The organism is Ruegeria sp. CDSA246 (assembly GCF_059611225.1).
On the sequence record NZ_JBXWPD010000006.1, the window covers coordinates 99351 to 123149 of the forward strand.

Consider the following 23799-nt stretch of genomic DNA (forward strand, 5'->3'; position numbering starts at 1 on the left):
TTTGGGGTTTAGCGGCCAAGCCTAGGAGGTAACACGACATTGTAAACCCCACCCTCTTTCATGCCCGTTATTGTTGTGCAAACCTGCGCCGGACGATCAGGAGGGGACCGGATGCCAATCACAACCTGCATTTTCGATGCGTATGGAACGCTGTTCGACGTGGCCGCCGCCGCACGACAAGCAGCCGGGGAACCGGGCTTTGAGAAACTGCAACATAAGTGGCCCGAACTCGCCAATCATTGGCGCCTGAAACAGCTGCAATACACCTGGCTGCGCGCGGTCACGGATGCTCATGCGGATTTCTGGGATGTTACACAGGATGGCCTCGACTGGGCGCTTGAGGCGACCGGCCTGGACGGCGACGCAACACTGCGGCAACGGCTTCTGGATCTGTACTGGGAATTGCAGGCCTATTCCGAAGTTCCAGAAATGCTGCGCGCACTAAAAGCGGGTGAGTTGCAAACAGCGATCTTGTCAAATGGCTCGCCACCGATGCTTGATGGCGCGGTTCAGTCAGCGGGTATCGGGGACGTTTTGGACGACGTGTTGTCCGTGGAAAGCGTCGGAGTCTTCAAGCCGGATTCGCGGGTCTATGACCTTGTGCAGGAACGGTTCTGCTGTGCCCGAAACGAGGTTCTGTTCGTCAGCTCGAATGGCTGGGATGCGGCTGGGGCCAGCGGGTACGGCTTTGTCACCGCCTGGGTCAATCGCGCCGGGGAACCGATGGACCGCTTGCCATGGAAGCCTGCGCATGTACTGTCCGACCTAACGACGATTCCGCAACTGGCTGGACTTTAATGGCATTTTTCACTTCGTCTGATGACAGGCGTCTTTTTTTCGAGGACACCGGCTCTGGTGCGCCTGTGCTTTGCCTTGCCGGGTTGACCCGCAACAGCAAGGATTTTTCGTTCCTCGCGCCGCATCTGGGTGACATGCGGGTAATTGCGATGGATTACCGCGGGCGCGGTCGCTCGAACCATGACCCGGACTTTATGAACTACAACGTCCTTCGCGAATCTCAAGACGCGATCGAGCTGCTGGACCATCTTGGTCTGGACCGTGTGAATGTCATCGGCACCTCGCGTGGGGGGCTGATTGCCATGGCGCTAGCCGCCAGCCATCCCGAACGGTTGTTGAGCGTTGTTTTGAACGACGTCGGTCCGGTGCTGGAACCATCGGGTATCGCCAAGATCATGGAATTTGTCGGCAAGCAGCCCGTTTCCAAAACATATGATTTGGCGGCCCGGGCGTTGCAGCACGTCTTGGGGCCCCAATTTCCCGGCGTGTCACTAGCGCGTTGGCGGCAGCAGGCGGAAGTCCAATTCGACGAAACGCCTGATGGTCTGACCCTCAGCTATGATCCTGCGCTGCGTACAGCGCTTCTGGAACAGGCCGCTGCAGGGCCCGCCCCTGATCTGTGGCCCCTGTTTGAAGCACTGCAGAGCATTCCAACCGGCGTCATTCGCGGCACAAATTCGGATATTTTGGGCAAAGACACGCTGACTGAAATGCACAACCGCCACCCTGATCTTATATCGACAGAAATACCCGACCGTGGTCATCCCCCGTTTCTGGATGAACCACAGTCGGTAGAACTCATTCGCAAGGTACTGGTCACCGCATGAGCACACTTGAAATGATCGAGGCCGCCGCCGAGCGCCTCAGAGGGCATGTTCGCGAGACACCGATTCTAACCTCGCCGTTTCTGGACAAAATCGCGGGCCGCCGCGTGCTGGTGAAACCCGAGTGTTTGCAACATACCGGCAGCTTCAAGTTTCGCGGGGCCTGGTCGGCGATATCGGCCCTTGGTGATGCGGACCGGCAGCGCGGTGTCATCGCCTATTCCTCGGGCAATCATGCGCAGGGCGTGGCCTATGCGGCCGCGCAGCACGGGATTTCCTCGGTCATCGTCATGCCCTCTGACGCACCGCAGCTAAAGATCAACAACACCCGCGCGCTGGGGGGTGAGGTCGTTCTGTATGACCGCGCAAACGAAAGCCGCGAAGAGATTGGCGAGGCGCTGGCGTCCCAACGCAGTTTGACCCTGATCCGGCCTTACGACGAACCTCAGGTCATCGCAGGACAAGGCACGGTCGGGTTGGAGCTGGCGCGGCAGACGACCGATTTGGGTATCGAGAAGGCGGATGTTCTGGTGTGCTGCGGTGGCGGCGGGTTGACCTCGGGCACTGCACTGGCGCTGGAAGGTCACGCGCCGGGGCTGCGGGCCCGCCCGTGCGAACCTCAGGGGTTCGACGACGTCAAACGGTCTTTGGCCACGGGTCATATCCAAAGCAACAACGCCGCATCGGGCAATATTTGCGATGCGATTCTGACGCCGCAACCGGGCCAGATCACATTTCCGATTCTGAACCGGCTGTGCGGTCCAGGCTTGTCGGTGTCCGAGGAAGACGCGCTGCGCGCCATGGCGCATGCGTTTTTGCGCCTAAAGATCGTTCTGGAACCGGGCGGGGCGGTGTCACTTGCCTCGGCCCTGTACCGCGCGGACGAAATCGAAGGTGATACAGTGATCGTGGTAGCATCGGGTGGCAACGCCGACCCCGAAGTCTTTGGAAAAGCGCTGGAATACCTGACCTGACAAGTCGTTTAGGCTGGGGCAACCTGACATGTGGGCGTGTGACGCCAGGGGATTGAGTCGTGCAGATCGCAGACATTGGAAACATTCAAATCCACTACCGGATCGATGGTGATCCAGGCGGCGCGCCAATTGTGTTTGCCAATTCTTTGGGAACCGATCTGCGGCTTTGGGACGATGTGTTGCCGCACCTGCCTGCAGGGCTGCGTGTGATCCGTTTTGACAAGCGCGGGCATGGTCTTTCGTCGCAACCCCCGGCCCCCTATTCGATGGGTGCGCTTGTGCGGGACGTGGAAGGATTGCTTGATTTCCTTGAAGTCCGCGATTGCGTGTTTGTCGGCCTTTCGATCGGCGGGCTGATTGGACAAGGACTGGCCGTCAAACGTCTGGATCAGGTCCGCGCTTTGGTGCTGTCCAACACCGCAGCCAAGATCGGTATCCCTTCGATCTGGCAGGACCGCATGGACGCGATACGAAAAGGCGGGATCGAGGCCCTGGCTGATGCAACCATGGAGCGCTGGTTCTCAAAGACGTTTCGCGCATCACCCGAGCATCTGCTTTGGCGCAACATGATGGTGCGCCAGCCGGTGGATGGCTATCTGGGCTGCTGCGCGGCAATCTCCGGCACAGATTTCTACACCCCCACCAGCGGCCTGCGCCTGCCGACCCTCGGCATCGCCGGCAGCGAGGACGGATCGACCCCACCGGATCTTGTGCGGGAAACCGTTGACCTGATCCCCGGCTCTCGGTTCGAGCTGATGCGACGCGCTGGGCACTTGCCTTGTGTGGAACAGCCGGCAGAATACGCGGCATTGCTGCACAGCTTTCTGACCGAAATCGGACATGTTTGAAGGAGCCTTGGTTTGGCCGATCTTCTGTTAGTCCATGGGTCCTGCCACGGTGCCTGGTGTTGGCGCGACCTTATCCCGGCGTTGGAAGCGCTGGGGCACGAGGTACGCGCCATTGACCTGCCCAGCCACGGATCGGATCCGACGCCCGTTGCCGATGTGACGCTGGACAGCTGTCGCGACACAATTTTGGATGCGACCTCGCGCAATACAATCATTGTCGGTCATTCCTGGGGTGGCTACCCGATCAGTGCCGCGGCCGAAGCCGCACCGGAGGCCATGCGCGCCCTTATCTACCTTGCCGCCTACGTCCCGCAGGATGGTCTTTCGATGGTGGAAATGCGCAAACGATCGCCCCGGCAGACAATCCATGATGCGGTCGAAAAATCAACTGACGGCCTCTCGTATACGGTTGTACCAAGCAAGGTGCATGATCTGTTCTACCACGACTGCCCACCCGAAACCGTGCCATTTGCATTTGCGCGCTTGTGCCCGCAAGCCATCGCACCACAGGACACCCCCGTGCCCTTGACCGGCAATTTCGACCGGGTTCCCAAGGCCTACATCCGGACAACCGATGACCGGACCATCCCGACCGAATACCAGGAACAAATGAGCCGCAGCGCCCCCGAAGCGATGCGGCATACGATTGCCACGTCGCATTCCCCGTTTTTTGCGCAACCCCAAAAACTCGCTGATTTGTTGGACAAAATCGCAAAAGACCTGCCAGGGTCACAAGTCTGAGCACATCCCTTTCAACCCGCATCGTCTGCGGATAAGGTCCGCCCAAATTATCATCCTTGCGGTTCAAATGCGTCTTCCCTTTTTCTTCGTCCTTCTCACGGTCATGATCGACGCCATGGGCATCGGCCTTGTCCTGCCTATCATGCCGGAACTGATCGTCGAAGTTCAGGGTGGCACATTGGCGACAGCTGCGATCTGGGGTGGCATCCTCAGCACCGCGTTTGCCGCCAATCAATTTGTGTTCGGACCGGTTCTGGGTAACCTTTCGGATGCTTACGGGCGACGGGTGGTATTGCTGGTCTCGCTGTTCGTCATGTCACTGGACTATGTTGTCATGGCGCTTGCGGGCAGCATCTGGTTGCTGTTGGCCGGACGCATCGTCGGAGGCATTACGGCTGCCACGCATGCAACGGCGGCGGCTTTCATGGCGGATGTGTCGAAACCCCACGAAAAGGCTGCAAACTTTGGTCTATTGGGCGCAGCATTTGGCGTCGGGTTTGTCTTTGGCCCAGTACTAGGTGGGCTGCTGAGCGAATATGGCACACGTGCACCATTTTGGGCTGCGGCGGGTTTGTCTGCACTGGCCTTCATCATCGGTGTATGTGTCATGCCCGAGACGGTCACCGACAAGACGCGCCGGGCCTTCAGCCTGAGGCGGGCAAACCCAGTGAACTCTCTGCGCGCGATTGCCGCGTTGCCCGGTATCCGGCCGATGCTGTGGGTCTATCTCCTGTACTCCATCTCGATCTATGTCTACCCGGCAATTTGGGCGTATTTCACAACCGAACGGTTCGGCTGGTCACCACAAATGATCGGCCTGTCATTGGGCGTCTACGGGATCGGCATGGCGGCCGTTCAGGGCGGCCTGATCCGTCCCGCAACCAAGTATTTGGGGGAACGCGTTACAATCATCTACGGCATGGGCTTCGAGCTGTTTAGCTTTTTTCTTCTGGCCTTTCTGACCAACGGGATCATTGCCCTGATGCTAATCCCAATCACTGCGATCGGAGCGGTTGTGACCCCTGCCCTGCAGGCCCTGATGTCGCGTAAGACGCCCGATTCGCAACAGGGTGAACTGCAGGGGGTGCTGACATCCTTGCACGCTTTGTCGATGGTCATCGCACCGTTGCTCATGACCAGCGTGTTCGCCCAGTTCATTAAACCCGACGCGGTGATCTACTTGCCGGGCGCACCATTCCTCTTGGCATTCGTCATGATGGTGATCTGTCTTCTTGTGTTTTCCCGTTCACGTGGGGTCATGGCATAACTACGACATCCCTTTGACGGATTCCGCCTTGCAGCGTCCCGATAAGCGCGCCACCGTAGCGCAAAGCGAGAGAGGGACAGCATGCAAACCATCAAAGCCGCCGTTTGCCGGGCGTTCGGTGAACCTCTGGTCATCGAAGATATTCAGATCGCACCGCCCAAGTCAGATGAGGTCGAGGTGACACTGGATGCGGTGGCAATTTGCCATTCAGACATTTCATTTGCCGGTGGTGCGTGGGGCGGGCATCTTCCTGCCGTCTACGGGCACGAAGCAGCGGGTATTATCACTGCGGTCGGCGACTCGGCAGGTGAATTTCAGGTTGGGGACCCGGTTGTCGTTACCCTGATCCGGGCATGTGGCTCGTGCCCCTCTTGCGCGGGGGGGAAACCAACTGTTTGCGAAACGCCTTATGACAAGGTCAACGGGCCGTTGCGCACAGCAGATGGTGGACCACTGGAGCAGGCTATGGCCTGTGGTGCCTTTGCCGAAAAGGTTGTGGTCAGCCACCGACAGATCGTCAAAATTCCGCCGTCGATGCCCAAAGACGTCGCCAGCCTGCTGTCCTGCGGAGTGATCACGGGCGTCGGCGCCGCCGTCAATGCCGCCGGGCTGCGGCCCGGACAGGACGTGGTGGTGATCGGTGCCGGAGGTGTCGGGCTGAACGCAATTCAGGGCGCCCGCATCGCCGGTGCACGCCGTATTGTGGCCGTGGACATGACCGAAGAGAAGCTGAACATTGCCAAGGAATTCGGCGCGACCCACGGCGTTTTAGCAGATCAGAAAGCCCCCTGGAAGGCCGCCTACAAGGCGCTTGGGGGGCGCGGCGCAGATGCCGTTTTGATCACCGTCGGCGCGATTCCTGCCTACGACCAAGCCCCTCGTTACTTGGGTCCGGGTGGTAAGGCGGTAATGATCGGGATGCCGCACTCCGGGGATATGGCAAGCTACGAGCCGGTAGTTCTGGCCGCGCTGGGTCAGGGTTTGATCGGATCAAAAATGGGCGATGTTGTCATTCAGCGGGATATTCCGTGGATGATCGACCTTTATGATCAGGGACGCCTGAAACTGGATGAACTGATCTCAGGCCGATGGTCGCTGTCGCAGATCAACGAAGCGATCGAGAACACCAAAACCGGATCCGCCAAGCGTAACGTGATCGTTTTCGACAGGGATTAACCCGGCAGGGCAGGAGACCACCTGATGAAACTGCAAGACCTCGACATCATTGTCACTGCCCCTCCTGCGCCCGGATGGGGCGGGCGGTATTGGATTCTGGTCAAAGTCACGACCGATACCGGGATCACGGGCTGGGGTGAATGCTATGCATCCTCGGTTGGCCCCGAGGCGATGTGCCATGTCATTCGGGACGTGTTTGAACGGCACATGCTGGGAGAGAACCCCGAAAACGTTGAGCTGATGTTCCGCCGAGCATACTCCAGCGGATTTACACAGCGTCCCGATCTGACGGTCATGGGCGCCTTTTCCGGACTGGAAATCGCGTGTTGGGATATTCTTGGTAAAGATCGCGATCGCCCGGTCTATGCCTTGCTGGGGGGATTGGTGAACGAACGCATAAGGGCCTACACCTATCTGTACCCCCTGCCCCAACATAACCTGAACGATTTCTGGACGTCGCCTGAACAAGCTGGCGAATGTGCCGCCGAAATGGTCCGGCGCGGGTTCACAGCCGTCAAGTTTGACCCCGCCGGGCCCTACACTGTTCGGGGCGGGCACATGCCTGCGATGTCCGATATCTCGATGTCTGTTGCGTTCTGCAAAGCGATCCGAGAGGCCGTGGGCGACAAAGCCGATCTGCTGTTCGGCACCCACGGCCAGTTCAACACCGCGGGCGCAATCCGATTGGGTCAGGCGCTTGAACCCTATTCACCGCTTTGGTTCGAAGAACCGACACCACCGGACATGATTGAAGATATGGCTCGTGTCGCGCGGAACGTTCGGATCCCGGTCGCGACCGGTGAACGCATGACCACCAAAGCCGAATTCGCGGCCGTTTTGCGGGCTGGGGCGGCGGAAATCCTCCAACCGGCGCTGGGTCGTGCCGGCGGAATTTGGGAAATGAAGAAAGTCGCGGCCATCGCTGAAGTCTTCAACGCCCAGATGGCCCCACATTTGTACGCGGGTCCGGTTGAATGGGCCGCAAATATCCATCTGGCCGCGTCCATCCCCAACCTGCTGCTGCTTGAGACCATAGACACGCCGTTTCACGATCAACTCATCAACGGCTCATTGCAGGTTGAGGCCGGATTTGTCCCCGCGCCGACCGCACCGGGCCTGGGGATTGAGGTGAACGAAGACCTTGCACGGGCGCACCCTTTTAACGGTGATGGCCTGCATCTGCAGATGCAGGAAGAGCCCTGTGATTACGTGAACGGAAACGCCTTTCAAGGTGGTGCCCCTGCAACCGAGGGGTGACAACTCAATAGGTCTTGGGGCACATTGACCCAACCCATAGGTGTTAAACAGGCAACGCGTGACACTTGAAGACGACCAAACCGAACAAACCGAAGCCGCGCTATCTGAAATGAAAGAAAGCGCGGCTCGGGCCTCTGCATTTCTGAAAACGCTCGCGCATGAGGGGCGGTTGATGATCCTGTGCCATCTGGCCGACGGCGAAAAATCCGTGGGTGAGTTGGAGGCCTTGTTGCGTATCCGTCAGGCTGCGGTCAGTCAGATGCTGGCGCGCCTGCGCGCTGAGAACATTGTTGCGACGCGCAGGGACGGAAAGTCTATCTATTACTCGCTGAACAACGACGGCGCGGCGCAGGTGATCGCCGTTCTTTACGATATGTTCTGCGGCCCCGACAGCGAATAACCCTTAGTTCGATACATAGCCCGCGATCACCTGCAACAGTTTGAACGCGGTTGCGGCATCATTTTCGACCACGGCCAGGAATTCCTCTTCACCAATACGCAGGCACGACAGTTCCGTCTCGGCGATCATGCTCAGCGCCCTAGGTTCCTTGCGGATCAGGCCCAATTCTCCGACCAGGGCACCGGGGCCGACCGTGGCAATCAACTGATCCACTCCGTCGGTTTGCGGAAGGTACAGCCCGGCTTCCCCGTCCAGCACCACATAGGCGCCGTCGGTTGGCTGATCGTCCTTAAGGAAAACAACCTCTCCTGCTTTGGCATCGAACCAGCGCGCACCAAAGGCCAGCAGGCGCAGCTGTCGACGGTCCAGCCCGGAAAACAGCGGTGTCTGTTCCAGCGCGCGCAGCTTGCGCGAAAGGTCAGCTGAGGCGGCACTGTCTTCTTCCACGTCCGCAGGTCCTTCGTCCGAGACGACCCGACCTTGCCTGATTTCCACATACATGTCGAACACGCTCGGGTTTTCGAACTGGTCGTTCAGGTAGATCACCGTGGTATCCGGCAGCAAAGCGCGTAGATTTTTGTACACGGCCACTTTCGAGGCCATGTCATAACTGGCCAGCGCATCCTCAAGGATCAAGATATCCGGTTTCTTGATCGTCGCGCGCGTAAAGGACAGAGGTTCAGCAAAAACCGCGGGCAGGTTTTGACCGCCAAGCGCCACCGGCACGTCATAGATCAGTTCGACCACCAACGGGCGCGCACCGTTTTCGTTCAATACATCCACGATCAGTTTGCGCGCCTCGTCCGAACGGGCGCCGCCGATCTGACTGACCTTTCCGAACAAAGCGTTTTCCAGAACCGTCAAGCCAGGCGCGAACTTCGTTTTGTCTAACGGGACAAATACATCGAGCAACCGTTCCAACAACTTTTCGGAATGGCTATGCCGCAACTCAAGAATGCGGTCTTTGAGGTCGTCGGTGAAGGCTGGTCCAATCTGCTCCGCCGAAATCACGAACGGAACGGCCAGCAGGTTTGCCAGCTGTTCATCATTCAGCCCCGATACGCCCTCGTTCCGGGTCTTTTCGACCAGCTCGACCGCAGCCTCGTACGTTTGCGCCTCTAGTCCCAGTTTGCGAAACAGCGGGTGATCGGTGCCGTCCAGGCCGAAAATCTGGCGCAGCATCTCAATCACATCGCGTGTCAGGCTCACCAGAGTCTCATCCAGACCAAATTCGCGCAATTGCTCAAGGAACACGGTCTGCTGCGCCAAAAGCTCCTGCGTGACCGGCACTTTGGGCGTGGCGAACAGCAAGTTCTCCGCAACCGGCAAGGCAGGATTATAGCTGTCGCGATCAAAGATCAGGGCCTGTTGCTCCAGCCCTGATGCTTTCACCGCATCCTGAACCAAAGGTCGCAGTTCGACCAGTTTGTCGGCCAGCTCGGGATGCTCGGCGGCATCGAAGACCTGTTCGGCCCCGCGCAAAAACAGCGCCGCGCCGGAACCCATCCCGTCAATCAGTTTCAACCACCAGTCGCGTACCTCGTCGGCGCTGTCCAATCCCGCGGTCGTCGGGTCCAGCCAATTTGCCCTGAAGGGGTCCGAGCTATTGCCGGCCCGCAACGTCTCATCATATCCGGGGTCGTTTGTTTCGGTTGTTTGCGGCTTAAATCGCATCGGCATCATGACGTTGTCGCCCAGCGTGCCCTGGAACATCACAGGCCGTGACGAAGCATAGCCGATACGGGCCGCCACAACGCTTTGATGCAGCTCTGACAAACGAATATCACCGATCCGCACCCGGCCCGAGCTGGGCAGAATTTCCCGCGTCAGCAACTCTGCCAAAGCGCGGCGATCTTCTTCGCTGGGGGCCGCGATCCCGATGATTTTCCCGCTGGGAAAGGACAGGTCCAAATCATCCAGAACCTGGTTACCGTCCATATCGCGGACCGAGACATGGTCGAGCACTATGTCGCCGTACAGCCTTGGCGTGGTCTCGGGTTCGCCATCGAACAGTTTTTCGTCATGCATTCCGGCAGGTGCAAACCGTTCCGTCACCACGTCCCAGCGCAGCGACATATCTTGTGTCTGGTTATAATAGGTCAGCAGTTCCTTCCACGGCGAGCTGAGGTCCTTATACGCAGCCAGGGCTGCAACCAGCGCACCCAGCGAAACCGAACCCTGCAGGACAAGAAGACCCCCAACCAGATAGAACAGGAAAGGTGTCAACTGCGAGATGAAGTTGTTGAGGAACTTCATAAAGAACTTTTTCTGGTAGATCTCGAACCGGATTCCAAACAGGCGGCCCAATTGATCGGACACCATCGCCCGCCGGTATCGCCAGCCGCCATTGGCACGCAACGTGGACGCGCCCGCCGCATTCTCGCCAATCTGGGCGGCCAGCAACCGAACCTCTTGAATGCGTTTTTTGTTCAGAAGGTTGATCTGACGTTGCAGTTTCGGGATCAGCCAGGCCTGCAGCGGGATCAGCGCAACTGCCGCCAGTCCAAACCAGAAACTTTGCAGAAACAAGAAGGACAGGATGGTGATCATCTGACCCGCCTGCAGAACCGGCTGGCTGATAGCATCACCCATTAGCCCGCCCATCGGCTCGCTTTCGGCGGTGACCATCGACACCAGCTCCCCCTGGCTGACGCGTTCGAAATAGGGTTGAGGGAAACGCAACGCGCGGCTGATCAGCACGTACCGGAACCGGCGCAACATACGCTCGCTCAGCACGCCTTTCATGGTGTTGATGCGCATTTTCATCAGGCCATGCGCCAGCACCGCAATCAGGAACCCGATGCACAGAACAATCAGAAATGTGGTCTGCGGCAGGCTGTAACCCCACACATCCACAACCGGGCTGGCGGCACCAATCGCATCGTTGATGATGCGTTTGGGCAGTTCCAGCGTCAGGTAGAGTAGTGGAAACAACGTGGACGTCACGGCCAGCAGAATCAACTGGTCGCGCTTCGAGTATTTCCAAATAAACTGGAAAATTGAACGTTCTATGGAACCTGCCCCTACTACGGATCACTGAAACAGTCTTGACGAAAGTGCAGTAAGTCCAACACTGTGAATTTACGTTAGTCCAGCCAAAAGAGGCAAATAGTTTCCAGTTTGAACAGTTAATTGCCAAGTGTGAACAAGTTCATTTGCGCAACCACAGATTAGTGCCTAGAGTCTGTTCTGGGACGATATTGGGAGGACTCATTTGACTGCCAGTTTAGGCGCAGTGCTATTGATGCTCTGCTTGTTGCAGATCAAACATATGTTTGCGGATTTTTTTCTCCAGACTCCTAAAATGTTGGCAGGGCGCGGTGAGTATTTTCACGCGGGCCGCGCGCAGCATGCCGGTGTGCATGTTATCGGGTCAGTGATTGTCTTTTTGCTATTTGGCGCGCCGTGGTCGTTTATTTTGATCATTGCTGCACTGGAATGGATTGTTCACTTCAATATTGATTTCGCCAAAGCAAGCTATTCGGACAAAAAGCAACTGATGCCGACGCAAGCCGCGTTTTGGCGCGCTGCTGGCCTGGACCAGTGCCTGCACAACCTGACTTACATCGCCATGGTCTGGGCCTGGGCTGAATTCGCGACCTGATCAGCGTTAGACTCAGGCGACGTTTTCCAGGGATTGCGGGCAATACGCGTCCAGCCACATTCGATCCAAATGGTCAATTCTAGCGGCATCGAAACGTTCCGCTTCTTTCCAGTAGCGACCAGACGGAACGAAGTAATTCAGCTGTTCCTCCGCCTGCAGTGCCGCTTGCATACTTTTTGTCGACGGCAGCGCGGCAGACATTAAGGTGTCAGTCGTCACCGAAGGAAAGACCAGCCGACTTTCACCCTGCGACAGTCGAACCACGCGGCAGTTCTGCGCGGCACCGAACAACGCTAACCGGGCGGATTTCGCCTCAAGCGATCGCAGCGTCACATCAGCGCGCAAAGGATCGGCTGTTCCGTTGCCGTAAAAATGGGTCTGGCCGAAATTTGGGTAAATCATATCACAGCCCAAAAATGCCAAAACGGCAGGTTGAAGCGCGGCCAAGGCCCAGTAACCGGCCGTGAACGCCATAGTCCCACCAGCATAAACAAACCCTCCAAACTGGTTTTGAAGGGGAACGTATTCATCGGCTTCGACAATGCGTTGGCCGTGGGCCAGTTTGTCTGGACGATTGCGGACAGGGAAATCCTCGGGGTGAATAAGGACATCCCAATCATCACGAATTCGCCATGCGTTGTTGATGGCAACGATGTGGGTGAACGGATCCCGAGGCCACTCGCGCGCGGCCACAGCGGCCGGCGCACTGCCTAGTATCAGAACGCGATGTGTCAGCTCGGCCATCCTGGGTCCTGCGCTTTTTCAGTTCCCCGGAAGGATAGGGCGATTTTTTTCCTTAACTACCCCAGTACAGAAAAACTGCTTTCTTCGTTGATGGGTCGCTTGCGGGAATAGAACCCGACATCAATGCTCCGCCCGATATAGGGAAGTTCATATTGAAGCGGCTGCGCGTCGTGATCCGCGCCACCTTCGCAATACGCGATCAGGGCGGTCATCATCTTGCCCGCAATCGGAGCATTCTTGTACTGGTTCCCGCTGGTCCCGCAGGCCATGTAGAACCCCGGCAGGCTGGATTTGTCGTAGATCGGAATCCAGTCTGTGGATGCGTCATACAGGTCCACAACTCCGCGTGTTTTAGACGGGATGCCAAGACTTGGGACGCGCTGTGCATACCGCATGGCCTGCGTTGTCCACTGGTCGGTGAAATCGTGATTATAGTTCACATCGTCTTCGCACCATTGATGCGGATCGCATTCGGGGTCTTCCGAGCCAACCAGAATGTGGTTGCCATGCTCGGGTCGGCAATAGCAGGCAATATCGCTGTCCGAGACAATCGTTCCGTCGTTTTCGAAATCAAACCCCTCGGGTGCGGGGACGTGCACAACCTCTTGCCGCAACGGGCGGGTTTCGATCGTCATATCATCCAGGACACCCGCCATCTTGTTGATGATCGCTGAGCCAGGGCCCGCGACGTTCACGACGACTTTCGCGTGGATTTCTTCGCCCGAGGCAAGTTTGACACCCGAAACCCGACCGTCGCTGGACAATATCTCGACCACTTCGGCACCAGTGCGCACTTCTGCGCCATGCAGCTTGGCAGCATCCATCAAGTTCTGCGCGGACAAAGCCGGGTCCGTGACATATCCCGCCTGCGGCCAGAACACGCCGCCCTGCATCTTGCGCCCGTTCGGGTGCCCAAATTCCGGATCATCCATCCGGCGCGCCGGTGTGAAACTGTCCTGCGAGTAGATCGGCAGGCGCTCACTGACTTTATCAGGTGACCATTCTTCGAACGGGCAATCCAGATCGGCGCTGTTCTTCATGTGCTTTTCAAGCAAGCCATTGGCATCAGTCTTCATCACTAGACAGCCGGTCTCGCGGAATTGCGCCAGATTAGCATCCTCGGGCAGGCCGAGGTAGTCGGCCCAATCGCGCCAGTAGTGGTAGCCTTCCCACGCAAACGCCGTTCCGTCGAAGGTCGAATAATGCATGCGGATTATGGCGCAGGATCCGGCAGTCGAGCCGTGACCGACTTGACTGTTTCGGTCCAGCGACAGGGTTTTCCAGCCCGCTTTCGCCATTTCAAAGGCGATGGCCGCGCCGATCACACCGGTTCCGATGATGATTGCGTCAGGTTGACTCATGAGGCTTCTCCCTTCCAATAGCGCGTTGAATAGGCGCTGAATTCTTCAACTTCTTCGGGCTTGGGCTCAACCCCAGTGAAGACATAAAGGTAATGCGGAACCATTGCGATCCGCGTGGACATTGGTTCGTTCAACTGGGCCAGATCGTACCCGATCTGCATGTAGTACAGAACGCGCGCGCGGGTTTCGGCCTCAACTTCGGAATAGCCGTACCGCGCGAACATGTCATGAAGCGCTTCGAGCCTGCGCGCATCCGACTGATCGAGCGCCCGGCGTACTTTCCCCGATTTGCGCGCCCAATCCCGGACGGAAAAATCCAACGCGGTATCGAACAGTTCAGTATTCACCACGCAACGATGCACGTTGCAAACGGCTGCGGTTATCGTATCCGCTGGGGCCTTGGCCTGCGCAACCAAGGCCGCTGTATTCGTCGCATGCCAGCGCGCCAGCAGGGCGTCCAAAAGCTCTTGCCGGGATTTGAAGTACCAATAGAAGGACGACCGCGACACGGCCATCCGTTCAGCCAGGTTCAGGACTTTGATCTGGTCCACACCGTCTGAGATCAGCACATCCATAGCCACGTTCAGCCAGTCGTCACGCGTGACCTTAATGTTGCCAACCAAGGGTTCAGCTTCGGGGTCATCCCGGTGCAGGATGGGTTTTGTGCTCATTCAACTCTCCGGCGGGGCGCCGCCCGCAGCGGTACGGCGCGCAATGAACTCATGCAAGGCACCCATGCGGTCGCTGTCACATGAAGGCGCTTTGAAGTCAGACAGAATACTCTTCCAAACCGCGGTCGCGCGATGATTGGCATCCATCGATCCGCGCTCTGTCCAGGTTCCGAAATTTGCGTAACCGTGCAAATGCGGTTCATAGAATTCGGTGTTGTACCGCTCCATCGTCTGGCTTGAGGCAAAGAAGTGCCCGCTGGGTTCGACTTCGCTCAGGGCGGTGTCGAAACCGATCTCGGCTGTACCTGCCTGCGCCCCTGCACAAAGCTCGGCCACCATGTTCAGGACCTCGGCGTCACAGATCATTTTCTCAAAAGAAACGGTTAAGCCACCCTCCAGCCAACCGGCCGAGTGAATGATTACCGTCGCCCCTGCCATCAGACAGCCCCAAAGACCAAACTGGTTTTCATTCGCTGCTTGAACATCGTTGATGTTCGACGCTGATCCGGCAGCCGACCGCCAAGGTAGGCCCAGATGCCGGGCCAACTGGCCTGCGGCAAGCGAAGCCTGGAAGTGTGAGGGTGTTCCAAATGCAGGCGCACCCGATTTCATGTCCACGTTGCTGGTGAACGTGCCATAGCAAACCGGCGCTCCTGACCTGGCCAGCTGGGTCAGTGTCAACGCCGCCAACGCCTCGGCATGCGAAAGTGTGATCGCGCCGGCCACGGTGATCGGGGCCATTGCGCCCATCAGCGTAAACGGCGTGATGATCGACATCTGTCCATTGCGGGCGAAATCTATCAGCCCTTGCGCCATCGGTATGTCCAGCGTGCGCGGGCTGTTCGTATTGATGATCGTGTAGCAATGTGCGCCCGCCTGAAACTCATCGTCCGACAGGCCCCGTGCGATGGATAGCATTTCAAAGCAATCCATCACCTGCGGCGTCCCGCGTGAGAAAAAGAACGGGAACTTGTCGGTCAACTCCATCTGCGCCTGCGTCGTGAAATAGTGGCGCAGATGGGTCGGCACGTCCTGCGGTTCGACCTGAGGCGAGATCATCTGGAACACATCAAAATGATGCGTAAGCTTTAGGAACTCCAGATAATCCTGCCCTGTGGCGGGACGGCGGCCGCGTTCAAGATCTGTCGCGTTCGGTGCCCCTGCCCCCGGTTGAAACACCAGACTACCTAGCTCAAGGGTGAAGTCTCTGTGTCGCGCGCCTGCATGGCACGCTATCGACTTTGGTGCTGATGCGACGGCGGCTTCAACAATGTCGCGGCCGATGAAGACCATCTCGGTATCTTCATCCACCCGCGCGCCCGCTTTCGCAAAGAGACGCCGGGCTTCCGGAAGCAGGCATTTGACGCCCAACTCCTGAAGTGTTCGCAAGGCCGTTTCGTGCATATCCGCAATCTGGTCAGCCGGGAACACCTCCATCAACGGGAAGGGATTCCTCAACTGGCGATAATTCACGTCCCGACTGGGCGCAGGGGCGGCCTCGGCGCTTCGCCCGCGCCGTCGTCGCCCGCGTTCGGGTGTTTGCGACTTCATCGTCAGCCCCTCATCGCTTTGCCTTGAGGATCATAGGGCGAAGGTGCGATGACCCGCGCCGAGCGCTCAACGCCAACTACGTGCACCGACAATTCTGTTCCCGGCTCGGCCTTTTCGCGGGTGACCAACGCCATTGCCAGCGACTTTCCAGTGTAGTGTCCATACCCGCCCGAAGTGACGAAGCCCACGCGCTCATCGCCTGCCCAAACGGGTTCGTATCCGCTGGCGTCCGCGTCTGCGGCGTCCACTTCCAGTGTTACCTGAACCTGCGCCGGACCATTGCCGTCACGTTCTGCGACTGCCGCATCCTTTCCGACAAAATCCTTGCCCCAGTCGATCCAGCGATCCATTCCGGTCATGCCCGGAGTGTAGAGCTGCGTGAATTCTGCAGACCAGATGCCAAAACTCTTTTCAAGCCGCGTTGAAAGCATCGCGTTGAAACCGCACTCGCGAATGCCCTCTTCGGCACCGGCCTCCAGCAACATGCGGCGCAGCTTGATGTGGTCACCGTAGCGGCAGTTGATCTCATACCCTTTCTCGCCGGTCACCGACATACGGGCGACGCGCGCGCGGACCAACCCGATGTCAAAATCTCCACAGCCCATGAATTTCAGACCCGAGATGTCCTGTTCAGCCAACTTTTCGACCACGGCTTGCGACTTGGGACCAACCACCGCGAACCCGCAATATTCCTCGCCCAGATCCTGGACATTAACGCCGTCGATCATGTGATCGTCAAACCAGCGCATGTGCCACGCCCGCAAGTAGTAGCTGCCCATGATCCACCAGGTTCCGTCGCCCCAGTTGAGCACCGTGAGGTCCCCTTTGAGCCGCCCGTTCTCACCCAGCATCGGCGCCAGCTTCGCCCGACCTGGTGCGGGCAGTTTTGAGGCCATGATTTTGTCCAGCCAAACCTCAGCATTCGGGCCACTGACCTCAAACCGGGAGAATCCCGAGATATCCATCAAGCCGACGCCTTCGCGGATTACCTTGCATTCGTCAGCTACGATGTCGTGCGCATTCGACCGCTTGAGCGTCGGTGTTTCCTCGAACCCTTTCGGAGCAAAATACAGCGGCACTTCAAGATCCCAGCTGATGCCCCATTTACAACCTGCATCCGCCATCGCGTCATGCGCTGGGGCCATTTTTAGCGGCCGCCCCGCGGGCAGTTGCTCGTTCGGGTAGGTCATTACAAAGCGGCGGGAATAAAACTGGCCCGTGGTTTCACGGATATACCGCTTGTTCTGCGCAAAATCGCCAAAGCGCGCCACGTCCATCGGCCAAGCATCCGCCTCGGGCTCGCCATGGATCATCCATTCAGCCAGTGTCTTGCCGACGCCGCCGCCCTGCAGGAAACCTGCCATCACCGCACAGGCTGACCAGTAGCCGCGCTTGCCCGGCACCGGACCGACCAGCGGGTTTCCGTCAGGCGCAAAGGTGAAAGCACCGTTTACCCATGTCTTGATGCCTACGTTCTGGATCGACGGATAGCGTTCAAAGCCAAGCGTCAGCTCGTTCTCGATCCGATCAAGCTGTTCCTGAAACAGCTCCTCACCATAATTCCAAGGCGCGCCGTCCATGGCCCAGTGTTCGTGATCCACCTCATAAATCCCGACCAGAACGCCTTTCTGGTCCTGCCGCATATAGGTGAACCCCTCGAGGTCCACCGTCATCGGCATTTCGAATTCGGCTTCAGCGACCTCGGGGACTGTATCGGTGATCAGATAGTGGTGTTTCAGAGGAGACACCGGCAGCTCCACCCCGGCCATACGCCCTACTTGCTTGGCCCAAAGGCCAGCGGCGTTAACCACGTGTTCACAAGTGATTGTGCCCTTGTCGGTGATGACCTGCCAGCCATCATCGGTCTGGATCAGCTCCTCGACCTTGGTTTCCTCATAATACTCAGCACCGCGTTTTTTGGCAGCCGTCGCATAAGCCTGCACCGTGCCGGTTGTATCGATATAGCCCTCGCGATCAGCCCACATCGCGCCCAATACGCCGTCGGTGGACATGATGGGGCAACGTCTTTGCGCCTCTTCCGGAGAAAGCAACTCGCAGTCGTCAATGCCGATGGATTGGAAAATGCGATAGTTCGCCTGCAGCCATTCCCACCGTTCTGGCGTACCCGCCAATGTCAGACCACCGGTCATGTGCAACCCGATATTCTGACCAGACTCCTTTTCGATCTCGCTGAGCAGATCGATTGTATAGGCCTGAAGCGACGCCATGTTTGGGTCCGCATTCAGAGCGTGAATGCCGCCAGCCGCATGCCAGGACGAGCCGGACGCCAGCCGCCGCCGTTCCAGCATGACCACATCTGTCCAGCCAAACTTGGCCAGATGATACAGAACCGAGGCGCCCACAACGCCGCCCCCGATGACCACAACGCGATACTGAGATTTCATACTGCGCTCCCCTGTATGACTAAGGAAGGACGCTAGTGGCACTGTTCACTTCTGTCTAGACATTTCTGTACAGTTCCGCGCAAGCGAAGAACCGGCCTCGGGCCAGCAGTTTCTAGAGCTGAGCGCTGGGACGGGATGCGACCTTGTCGAACCATGCCAAAGTGGCTGTATTTTCTTGTGGAATCCGTTTCTTGATCACGCGGGCAAAGTCCACAAAGACAAAGGTGGAAATGTCCGCGAGGGTGAAGTCGGCACCTGCGATAAACGCACTTTCGCCCAGCCGCTGTTCGAGCAGCGAAAAGAAATGATCAACCCGCGCGGACCCTCGCTGAGCCAATTCCGGAATTTGCCGGTGATTCACCGGACCCGGAATCGCCCTGTCCGCAAAGGCCGGATGCGTGTTGCGCAAGGCCTCGGCAACAGGCATGCCGCCCTGTTGTTCGACAATGCTGTTCCACATCAGAACCTGTCCCTTTTCATCGGGTGTGCGCCCCAATAGCGATGGCTCGGGAAACCGCGCCTCAAGGTAAGCGGCGATCCCAAGATTCTCGGTTAGCGTGCTGCCCTCATCCGTCACCAACACGGGGACAGTTGCATTCGGGTTCACCGCGCGAAATTCGTCGCTGAGTTGCTCACCTTTGCCGATCGAGATTTCTCGGGTTTCGATATCCAAACCCTTTTCGGCAATGAACATGCGCGCGCGCCGCGGGTTGGGGGCCGTGGAACAATCATAGAAAAGCATTGAGGTTCCCTTCCAGGTCAGCGGCGGTAGATAAAACAGCGACCTTTGACGGCCCCTTCGGGAAGGGAAACTTCGGTCAAGGTATCGAAATACATCCGGTCGCTGGACACCATCAAACCACCCTCGGCTAATAGCGGCTCGATCAATGGTGAGACAAATCTGGCGAAGTCGTCGTTCTTTTTGCGGTTGTGGCCGCCCAAGTCCGCGTGGATCAGACTGGCCGTGGCTCCGAACCGATCCACCGAGGCCGGTAGTGTTTCTCGCACATCCCCCAAAATCACCCGATCTGCGGGCGGCGTGGAATCCGGATGCGACGCCACGGCGCGCTCGAACACATAAACAGGTCGACCTGAAATATACTGCACCATGTGATGATAGGTGCGCCCGTTGCCCAACCCCAGTTCGAACACTGGCCCAGGCATTCCTTTGGTTTCAGAGATGGCGAAATCCAGACAGGCCCGTTGGGACACCATACGGTCGATGAACAGATCCAGGCGGCTTTGGTTGTCGGGCACGGGGAAATCTCTCCTTGATATCAGTCAGCTCATGATTTGGGGCCGACACCGCATGTGATGACAAATCCTCAAGGATTTGTGTAGGTAAATTGGCCTAAGTTTCACATTTTCGCGACAATTCGGCCCAAGAACGGGTTTGACTACACAGGCACAACCGCGCGAGACTAAGTCAAAAAACACAGGGAGTTGAATACGCCGATGTCGAACCACGGACGAACGGGTGGAAAACCCGCATGACTGCGTTGTTGTCCGTCAGAGACCTCAGCATCGGTTTTGGTGCGGGCGACTCAGTTGTCAAAGGTGTCAACTTTGATGTCGAGGCTGGGCAGACATTGGCTCTGGTCGGTGAATCCGGATCGGGAAAAACCATCTCGTGCCGGGCGGCCTTGCGTATTCTGCCACGTGCCGCGCAAATCCGCAGTGGCACGATAACCCTGAACGATTCAAAAGGCTTCGAGGATCTGACCAAGATCAGCGAACGCCAGATGCGCGACATTCGCGGCAATCGGGTTTCGATGATTTTTCAAGAACCGATGCGATCACTATCCCCGTTGCACAAGATCGGCAATCAGGTCAGCGAGGTCTTGTGGCTGCATCGGAGCGCGTCCGAGGCGCAAGCCCGCAAAGAGGTCCTGACCCAATTCGAACGCGTGGGCTTTCCTGATCCGCAGCGTGCGTATGATTCTTACCCGTTCGAGTTGTCGGGCGGCATGCGCCAGCGCGCCATGATTGCGATGGCAATGGTTTCCAAGCCGGAACTGCTGATCGCAGATGAGCCGACGACCGCGCTGGACGTAACGACACAAGCGCAGGTCCTGGGGCTGATTAAGGAGTTGCAGCGCGAGACGGGCATGGCCCTGATCCTTGTGACACACGACCTTGGGGTTGTTGCCAATATGGCGGAACAGGTTGTCGTCATGCACAAAGGCCGGGTGATGGAAGCTGGTGCCGCCGCGCCAATCCTCAGCGCCCCAGCGCACCCCTACACACAACAATTGTTCAACGCGGCCCCTGCGATTCCAGACGAAGATTCGGTCGGGCTGCCGATGCCGGATGAGGACCTCATTCTACAGATGAAGGGGGTGTCCAAGACCTACACTATGCGGTCCAGCAGGGGCTGGCAGGGGGACAAGCTGATCTATGCCTGCCGAGGTGTGGACCTGAATCTGGCCCGCGGCAAAACACTGGCAATCGTCGGCGAAAGTGGCTCGGGCAAAACAACGGCGGCGCGGATCGCCCTTGGCGCGGAACTGCCCGATCCGGGTGGCGAGGTTCTGTTTCGCACCTCGCCAGGCGAAGACCCGATCACCGTGCACCACATGAACCGCTCTCAGCGCACGGCCTTTCAACGCAAGGCGCAGATGGTGTTTCAGGACCCGTACAGCTCGCTCAGTCCGCGGATGCGCATTCAAGACGCGCTGACCGAGCCTTTGGAAATCCACTCCATTGGTTCGACCGCCGAACAGCGGGACAAAGCGGTCGAGATGCTGCAGCGTGTGGGACTGAATGGTGATATGCTCAAACGCTACCCACACGCCTTTTCCGGCGGACAACGGCAACGCCTGTCGATTGCGCGGGCGATGATGCTGGACCCTCAGCTGATTGTCTGTGACGAGCCGACATCGGCACTGGATGTATCGGTTCAGGAACAGATCCTGACCTTGCTGGAAAACCTGCAGGACCGGTTGAACCTGTCCTACCTGTTCATCTCGCACGACCTTGCGGTTGTCGCGCGCATTGCCGACGAAGTTGCCGTGATGCGCCGGGGTCTTGTCGTCGAACAGGCCCCGCCCGAGACGCTGTTTTATAACCCCCGACACCCTTACACCAAGGCGCTGATTGCCGCCCAACCAGAACCCGACATCAACCGGCCCATCGACCTGAAACTGGTTGCGTTGGGCGCAGGTTCACCAGACAGTTGGGATGACACCTTCCGATTTACGGACTCCGTGATACCCTCACTGGTAGAGATGGAGCCCGGCCATAAGGTACGATGCCATGTTTAAAACCACTCGCCCGCTTATTCTGGCTGCCACGTTGGCCGCCACTTTGGTCCTGCCCGCCACGGCAGGAACACCGACCCTTCAGGAAAGCGAATTCTGGAAAGCCGAGGTCAGCGCCGGGAACTTGCCGCCGGTCGCAGAGCGCCTGCCAACCGAACCTCTGATCGTGGATCTGGCCGCGAAAGGTCGCGAGTTTGGTGCCCCCGGTGGTACCCTGCGCACCATGGTGACCCGCTCAAAAGACATCCGCCAGATGGTTGTCTACGGGTATGCGCGACTGGTTGGGTTTGACGAAAACTACGAAATCGTCCCTGATCTGCTGGAGTCCTATGAAAACGAAGGTAATCGAAAGTTCACACTGCATCTGCGTGACGGGCACAAGTGGTCCGATGGATCGCCGTTCACATCCGAAGACTTCCGGTATTGGTGGGAAGACGTTGCCAACAATGAAATGCTCAGCCCGTCTGGCCCACCGGATTTCCTGATTGTTGAAGGCAAAACGCCAACCGTGACCTTCCCGGACGAGACAACTATTGTCTTTGAGTGGGAAGACCCAAATCCTGATTTCCTGCAATCGCTGGCCCAAGCGCGCCCGCCATTCATTTACCGACCGTCTGAATTCCTCAAACAGTATCACGAGAAGTTCGCAGATGCTGAAGACCTCGCCTTTCAGGTCGAAGACGCACGGGTCAAAAGCTGGGCGGCGCTGCACAACAAGCTGGACAACCTCTACAAGTTCGACAACCACGAACTCCCGACGCTGCAGCCTTGGCTGAATGCAAGTTCGGGCAAGAAGATCCGCCACAATTTCGTTCGCAACCCATATTATCACCGCATCGATTCCAACGGCGTTCAGTTGCCCTATATCGACGTCGTCGAAATGGAAATCGTCGCGGCTGGCTTGGTCGCGGCCAAGACCAACGCTGGCGAGACTGATCTGCAGGGGCGCGGTCTGGCCTTTCGCGATGCATCAATCCTGAAAAAGGGCGAAGCCGGCGGAGACTACAAAACCTTGTTGTGGAAAACCGGTGTCGCATCACAAATCGCGATCTATCCGAACCTGAATTACTCGGATGAGATCTGGCGCGACGTTCTGCGCGATGTTCGTGTTCGGCGGGCGCTGTCCCTGGCCATCGACCGCAAAACCATCAATCAAGCGCTCTATTTCAAGCTGGCCCATCCCGGTGCGATGTCCGTTTTGCCCGCATCTCCGTTCTATGACGAGGAAAACGCAAAAGCCTGGGCGCAGTATGACGTTGAGATGGCCAATGCCCTACTGGACGAGGCTGGCTTGGCCGAGCGCAATAAAAACGGCATTCGCCTGCTGCCGGATGGCCGCCCGATGGAACTGATCATCGAAACCGCCGGTGAAAGGCAAGAAGTTGAGAACGCGCTTCAGATCGTCACCGATACATGGCGTGAAATCGGTGTGGACCTGATCATGCGCCCACTGGACCGGGACATTCTGCGCAACCGCGTATTTTCAGGCAACACCATGGCCTCAGTTTGGTTCGGCTGGGATGACGGTATACCGCAGGCGCACACATCCCCTGCTTATTTGGCCCCCACGGATCAGGTGTTTCTGGCCTGGCCCAAATGGGGACAATTTTACCAGACCGGCGGCGACGTTGGTGAAGCGCCTGACATGCCCGAGGCCGAGCGTTTGATGCAACTGGCACATGATTGGGAGGTTGCCACCACCGACGAAGAGCGCAAGGCAGTCTGGACCGAGATGTTGAAAATCCACGCTGACCAGCTTTTCGCCATCGGAATTCTGAACGGCGCACCGCAGCCTATCGTAGTGTCCAACCGTCTGCGCAACGTGCCCGAGCAAGGCATGTGGGCATGGGAGCCCGGCGCACATTTTGGCATTCACCGCCCCGACGAATTCTTTTTCGCCGACTAATCAGGAGCAGCT

At 57.9% G+C, this 23799-nt stretch carries 20 protein-coding genes; 12 read left to right on the forward strand and 8 right to left on the reverse strand.

The window, feature by feature from the left end:
- Positions 1–111 precede the first annotated feature (111 nt).
- From AC2FI9_RS09170 to AC2FI9_RS09210, 9 genes are all read left to right on the forward strand, one after another.
- Complete coding sequence (locus AC2FI9_RS09170; protein WP_496735383.1) at positions 112–798, forward strand: haloacid dehalogenase type II; 687 nt, start codon at positions 112–114, stop codon at positions 796–798.
- On the forward strand, positions 798–1625 hold the full coding sequence (locus AC2FI9_RS09175; RefSeq protein WP_496735382.1) for an alpha/beta fold hydrolase: 828 nt from the start codon (positions 798–800) through the stop codon (positions 1623–1625). The genes AC2FI9_RS09170 and AC2FI9_RS09175 overlap by 1 nt, the downstream gene beginning before the upstream one ends.
- Complete coding sequence (locus AC2FI9_RS09180; protein ID WP_496767121.1) at positions 1622–2596, forward strand: threonine ammonia-lyase; 975 nt, start codon at positions 1622–1624, stop codon at positions 2594–2596. Before AC2FI9_RS09175 ends, AC2FI9_RS09180 begins: the two co-directional genes overlap by 4 nt.
- A 59-nt stretch (positions 2597–2655) precedes the next feature.
- Positions 2656–3444, forward strand: a complete 789-nt coding sequence (pcaD, locus tag AC2FI9_RS09185) for a 3-oxoadipate enol-lactonase (protein WP_496767122.1) — start codon at positions 2656–2658, stop codon at positions 3442–3444.
- Positions 3445–3456: 12 nt separating this feature from the next.
- A complete protein-coding gene (locus AC2FI9_RS09190; RefSeq protein WP_496767123.1) occupies positions 3457–4185 on the forward strand; it encodes an alpha/beta fold hydrolase in 729 nt (242 codons plus the stop codon).
- Between the two features lie 67 nt (positions 4186–4252).
- On the forward strand, positions 4253–5452 hold the full coding sequence (locus tag AC2FI9_RS09195; RefSeq protein ID WP_496767124.1) for a TCR/Tet family MFS transporter: 1200 nt from the start codon (positions 4253–4255) through the stop codon (positions 5450–5452).
- Between the two features lie 81 nt (positions 5453–5533).
- Complete coding sequence (locus AC2FI9_RS09200) at positions 5534–6628, forward strand: Zn-dependent alcohol dehydrogenase (protein ID WP_496767125.1); 1095 nt, start codon at positions 5534–5536, stop codon at positions 6626–6628.
- A 24-nt stretch (positions 6629–6652) separates the two neighbouring features.
- Positions 6653–7885 (forward strand): mandelate racemase/muconate lactonizing enzyme family protein, encoded by a 1233-nt coding sequence (locus AC2FI9_RS09205; RefSeq protein WP_496767126.1) that lies wholly within the window; start codon positions 6653–6655, stop codon positions 7883–7885.
- Between the two features lie 109 nt (positions 7886–7994).
- A complete protein-coding gene (locus AC2FI9_RS09210; RefSeq protein WP_496767308.1) occupies positions 7995–8285 on the forward strand; it encodes an ArsR/SmtB family transcription factor in 291 nt (96 codons plus the stop codon).
- A 3-nt stretch (positions 8286–8288) separates the two neighbouring features.
- On the opposite strand, the gene AC2FI9_RS09215 is transcribed toward AC2FI9_RS09210, so the two are convergent.
- Positions 8289–11285 carry a cyclic nucleotide-binding domain-containing protein gene (locus AC2FI9_RS09215; protein ID WP_496767310.1) on the reverse strand — a complete coding sequence of 999 codons (2997 nt, stop codon included), beginning with the start codon at positions 11283–11285 and terminating at the stop codon, positions 8289–8291.
- A gap of 244 nt (positions 11286–11529) precedes the next feature.
- Here AC2FI9_RS09215 and AC2FI9_RS09220 point away from each other — a divergent pair, with 244 nt between their 5' ends.
- Complete coding sequence (locus tag AC2FI9_RS09220) at positions 11530–11889, forward strand: DUF3307 domain-containing protein (protein ID WP_496767312.1); 360 nt, start codon at positions 11530–11532, stop codon at positions 11887–11889.
- Between the two features lie 12 nt (positions 11890–11901).
- On the opposite strand, the gene AC2FI9_RS09225 is transcribed toward AC2FI9_RS09220, so the two are convergent.
- The 7 genes from AC2FI9_RS09225 to AC2FI9_RS09255 form a co-directional block, all read right to left on the reverse strand.
- Positions 11902–12633 carry a hypothetical protein gene (locus AC2FI9_RS09225; protein WP_496767127.1) on the reverse strand — a complete coding sequence of 244 codons (732 nt, stop codon included), beginning with the start codon at positions 12631–12633 and terminating at the stop codon, positions 11902–11904.
- Positions 12634–12689: 56 nt separating this feature from the next.
- The gene (locus AC2FI9_RS09230) at positions 12690–13994 is read right to left on the reverse strand and encodes an NAD(P)/FAD-dependent oxidoreductase (RefSeq protein ID WP_496767128.1); all 1305 of its coding nucleotides are present in this window, start codon (positions 13992–13994) and stop codon (positions 12690–12692) included.
- Positions 13991–14665 (reverse strand): TetR/AcrR family transcriptional regulator, encoded by a 675-nt coding sequence (locus AC2FI9_RS09235; protein WP_496767129.1) that lies wholly within the window; start codon positions 14663–14665, stop codon positions 13991–13993. The genes AC2FI9_RS09230 and AC2FI9_RS09235 overlap by 4 nt, the downstream gene beginning before the upstream one ends.
- Positions 14666–16216 (reverse strand): trimethylamine methyltransferase family protein, encoded by a 1551-nt coding sequence (locus tag AC2FI9_RS09240; RefSeq protein WP_496767130.1) that lies wholly within the window; start codon positions 16214–16216, stop codon positions 14666–14668.
- 2 nt (positions 16217–16218) lie between these two features.
- Positions 16219–18621, reverse strand: a complete 2403-nt coding sequence (locus AC2FI9_RS09245; RefSeq protein ID WP_496767131.1) for a GcvT family protein — start codon at positions 18619–18621, stop codon at positions 16219–16221.
- 112 nt (positions 18622–18733) lie between these two features.
- Complete coding sequence (locus AC2FI9_RS09250) at positions 18734–19363, reverse strand: glutathione S-transferase family protein (protein WP_496767132.1); 630 nt, start codon at positions 19361–19363, stop codon at positions 18734–18736.
- 17 nt (positions 19364–19380) lie between these two features.
- On the reverse strand, positions 19381–19878 hold the full coding sequence (locus tag AC2FI9_RS09255; protein ID WP_496767133.1) for a class I SAM-dependent methyltransferase: 498 nt from the start codon (positions 19876–19878) through the stop codon (positions 19381–19383).
- A 233-nt stretch (positions 19879–20111) separates the two neighbouring features.
- Between AC2FI9_RS09255 and AC2FI9_RS09260 the strand changes: the two genes are divergently transcribed.
- Together AC2FI9_RS09260 and AC2FI9_RS09265 are read left to right on the forward strand one after the other, a co-directional pair.
- Positions 20112–21884: an ABC transporter ATP-binding protein gene (locus AC2FI9_RS09260; RefSeq protein ID WP_496726786.1), complete on the forward strand. Its 1773-nt coding sequence runs from the start codon at positions 20112–20114 to the stop codon at positions 21882–21884.
- Positions 21877–23787 carry an ABC transporter substrate-binding protein gene (locus tag AC2FI9_RS09265; protein WP_496735359.1) on the forward strand — a complete coding sequence of 637 codons (1911 nt, stop codon included), beginning with the start codon at positions 21877–21879 and terminating at the stop codon, positions 23785–23787. The genes AC2FI9_RS09260 and AC2FI9_RS09265 overlap by 8 nt, the downstream gene beginning before the upstream one ends.
- Positions 23788–23799: the final 12 nt, after the last annotated feature.

Excerpts from the sequence above, each read along its gene's own strand:
- AC2FI9_RS09170 (WP_496735383.1), top strand. The coding sequence starts at position 112 with ATGCCAATCACAACCTGCATTTTCGATGCGTATGGAACGCTGTTCGAC.
- AC2FI9_RS09175 (WP_496735382.1), top strand. The coding sequence starts at position 798 with ATGGCATTTTTCACTTCGTCTGATGACAGGCGTCTTTTTTTCGAGGAC.
- AC2FI9_RS09180 (WP_496767121.1), top strand. The coding sequence starts at position 1,622 with ATGAGCACACTTGAAATGATCGAGGCCGCCGCCGAGCGCCTCAGAGGG.
- AC2FI9_RS09195 (WP_496767124.1), top strand. The coding sequence starts at position 4,253 with ATGCGTCTTCCCTTTTTCTTCGTCCTTCTCACGGTCATGATCGACGCC.
- AC2FI9_RS09200 (WP_496767125.1), top strand. The coding sequence starts at position 5,534 with ATGCAAACCATCAAAGCCGCCGTTTGCCGGGCGTTCGGTGAACCTCTG.
- AC2FI9_RS09205 (WP_496767126.1), top strand. The coding sequence starts at position 6,653 with ATGAAACTGCAAGACCTCGACATCATTGTCACTGCCCCTCCTGCGCCC.
- AC2FI9_RS09210 (WP_496767308.1), top strand. The coding sequence starts at position 7,995 with ATGAAAGAAAGCGCGGCTCGGGCCTCTGCATTTCTGAAAACGCTCGCG.
- AC2FI9_RS09220 (WP_496767312.1), top strand. The coding sequence starts at position 11,530 with ATGCTCTGCTTGTTGCAGATCAAACATATGTTTGCGGATTTTTTTCTC.
- AC2FI9_RS09225 (WP_496767127.1), bottom strand. The coding sequence starts at position 12,633 with ATGGCCGAGCTGACACATCGCGTTCTGATACTAGGCAGTGCGCCGGCC.
- AC2FI9_RS09230 (WP_496767128.1), bottom strand. The coding sequence starts at position 13,994 with ATGAGTCAACCTGACGCAATCATCATCGGAACCGGTGTGATCGGCGCG.
- AC2FI9_RS09235 (WP_496767129.1), bottom strand. The coding sequence starts at position 14,665 with ATGAGCACAAAACCCATCCTGCACCGGGATGACCCCGAAGCTGAACCC.
- AC2FI9_RS09240 (WP_496767130.1), bottom strand. The coding sequence starts at position 16,216 with ATGAAGTCGCAAACACCCGAACGCGGGCGACGACGGCGCGGGCGAAGC.
- AC2FI9_RS09245 (WP_496767131.1), bottom strand. The coding sequence starts at position 18,621 with ATGAAATCTCAGTATCGCGTTGTGGTCATCGGGGGCGGCGTTGTGGGC.
- AC2FI9_RS09250 (WP_496767132.1), bottom strand. The coding sequence starts at position 19,363 with ATGCTTTTCTATGATTGTTCCACGGCCCCCAACCCGCGGCGCGCGCGC.
- AC2FI9_RS09260 (WP_496726786.1), top strand. The coding sequence starts at position 20,112 with ATGACTGCGTTGTTGTCCGTCAGAGACCTCAGCATCGGTTTTGGTGCG.
- AC2FI9_RS09265 (WP_496735359.1), top strand. The coding sequence starts at position 21,877 with ATGTTTAAAACCACTCGCCCGCTTATTCTGGCTGCCACGTTGGCCGCC.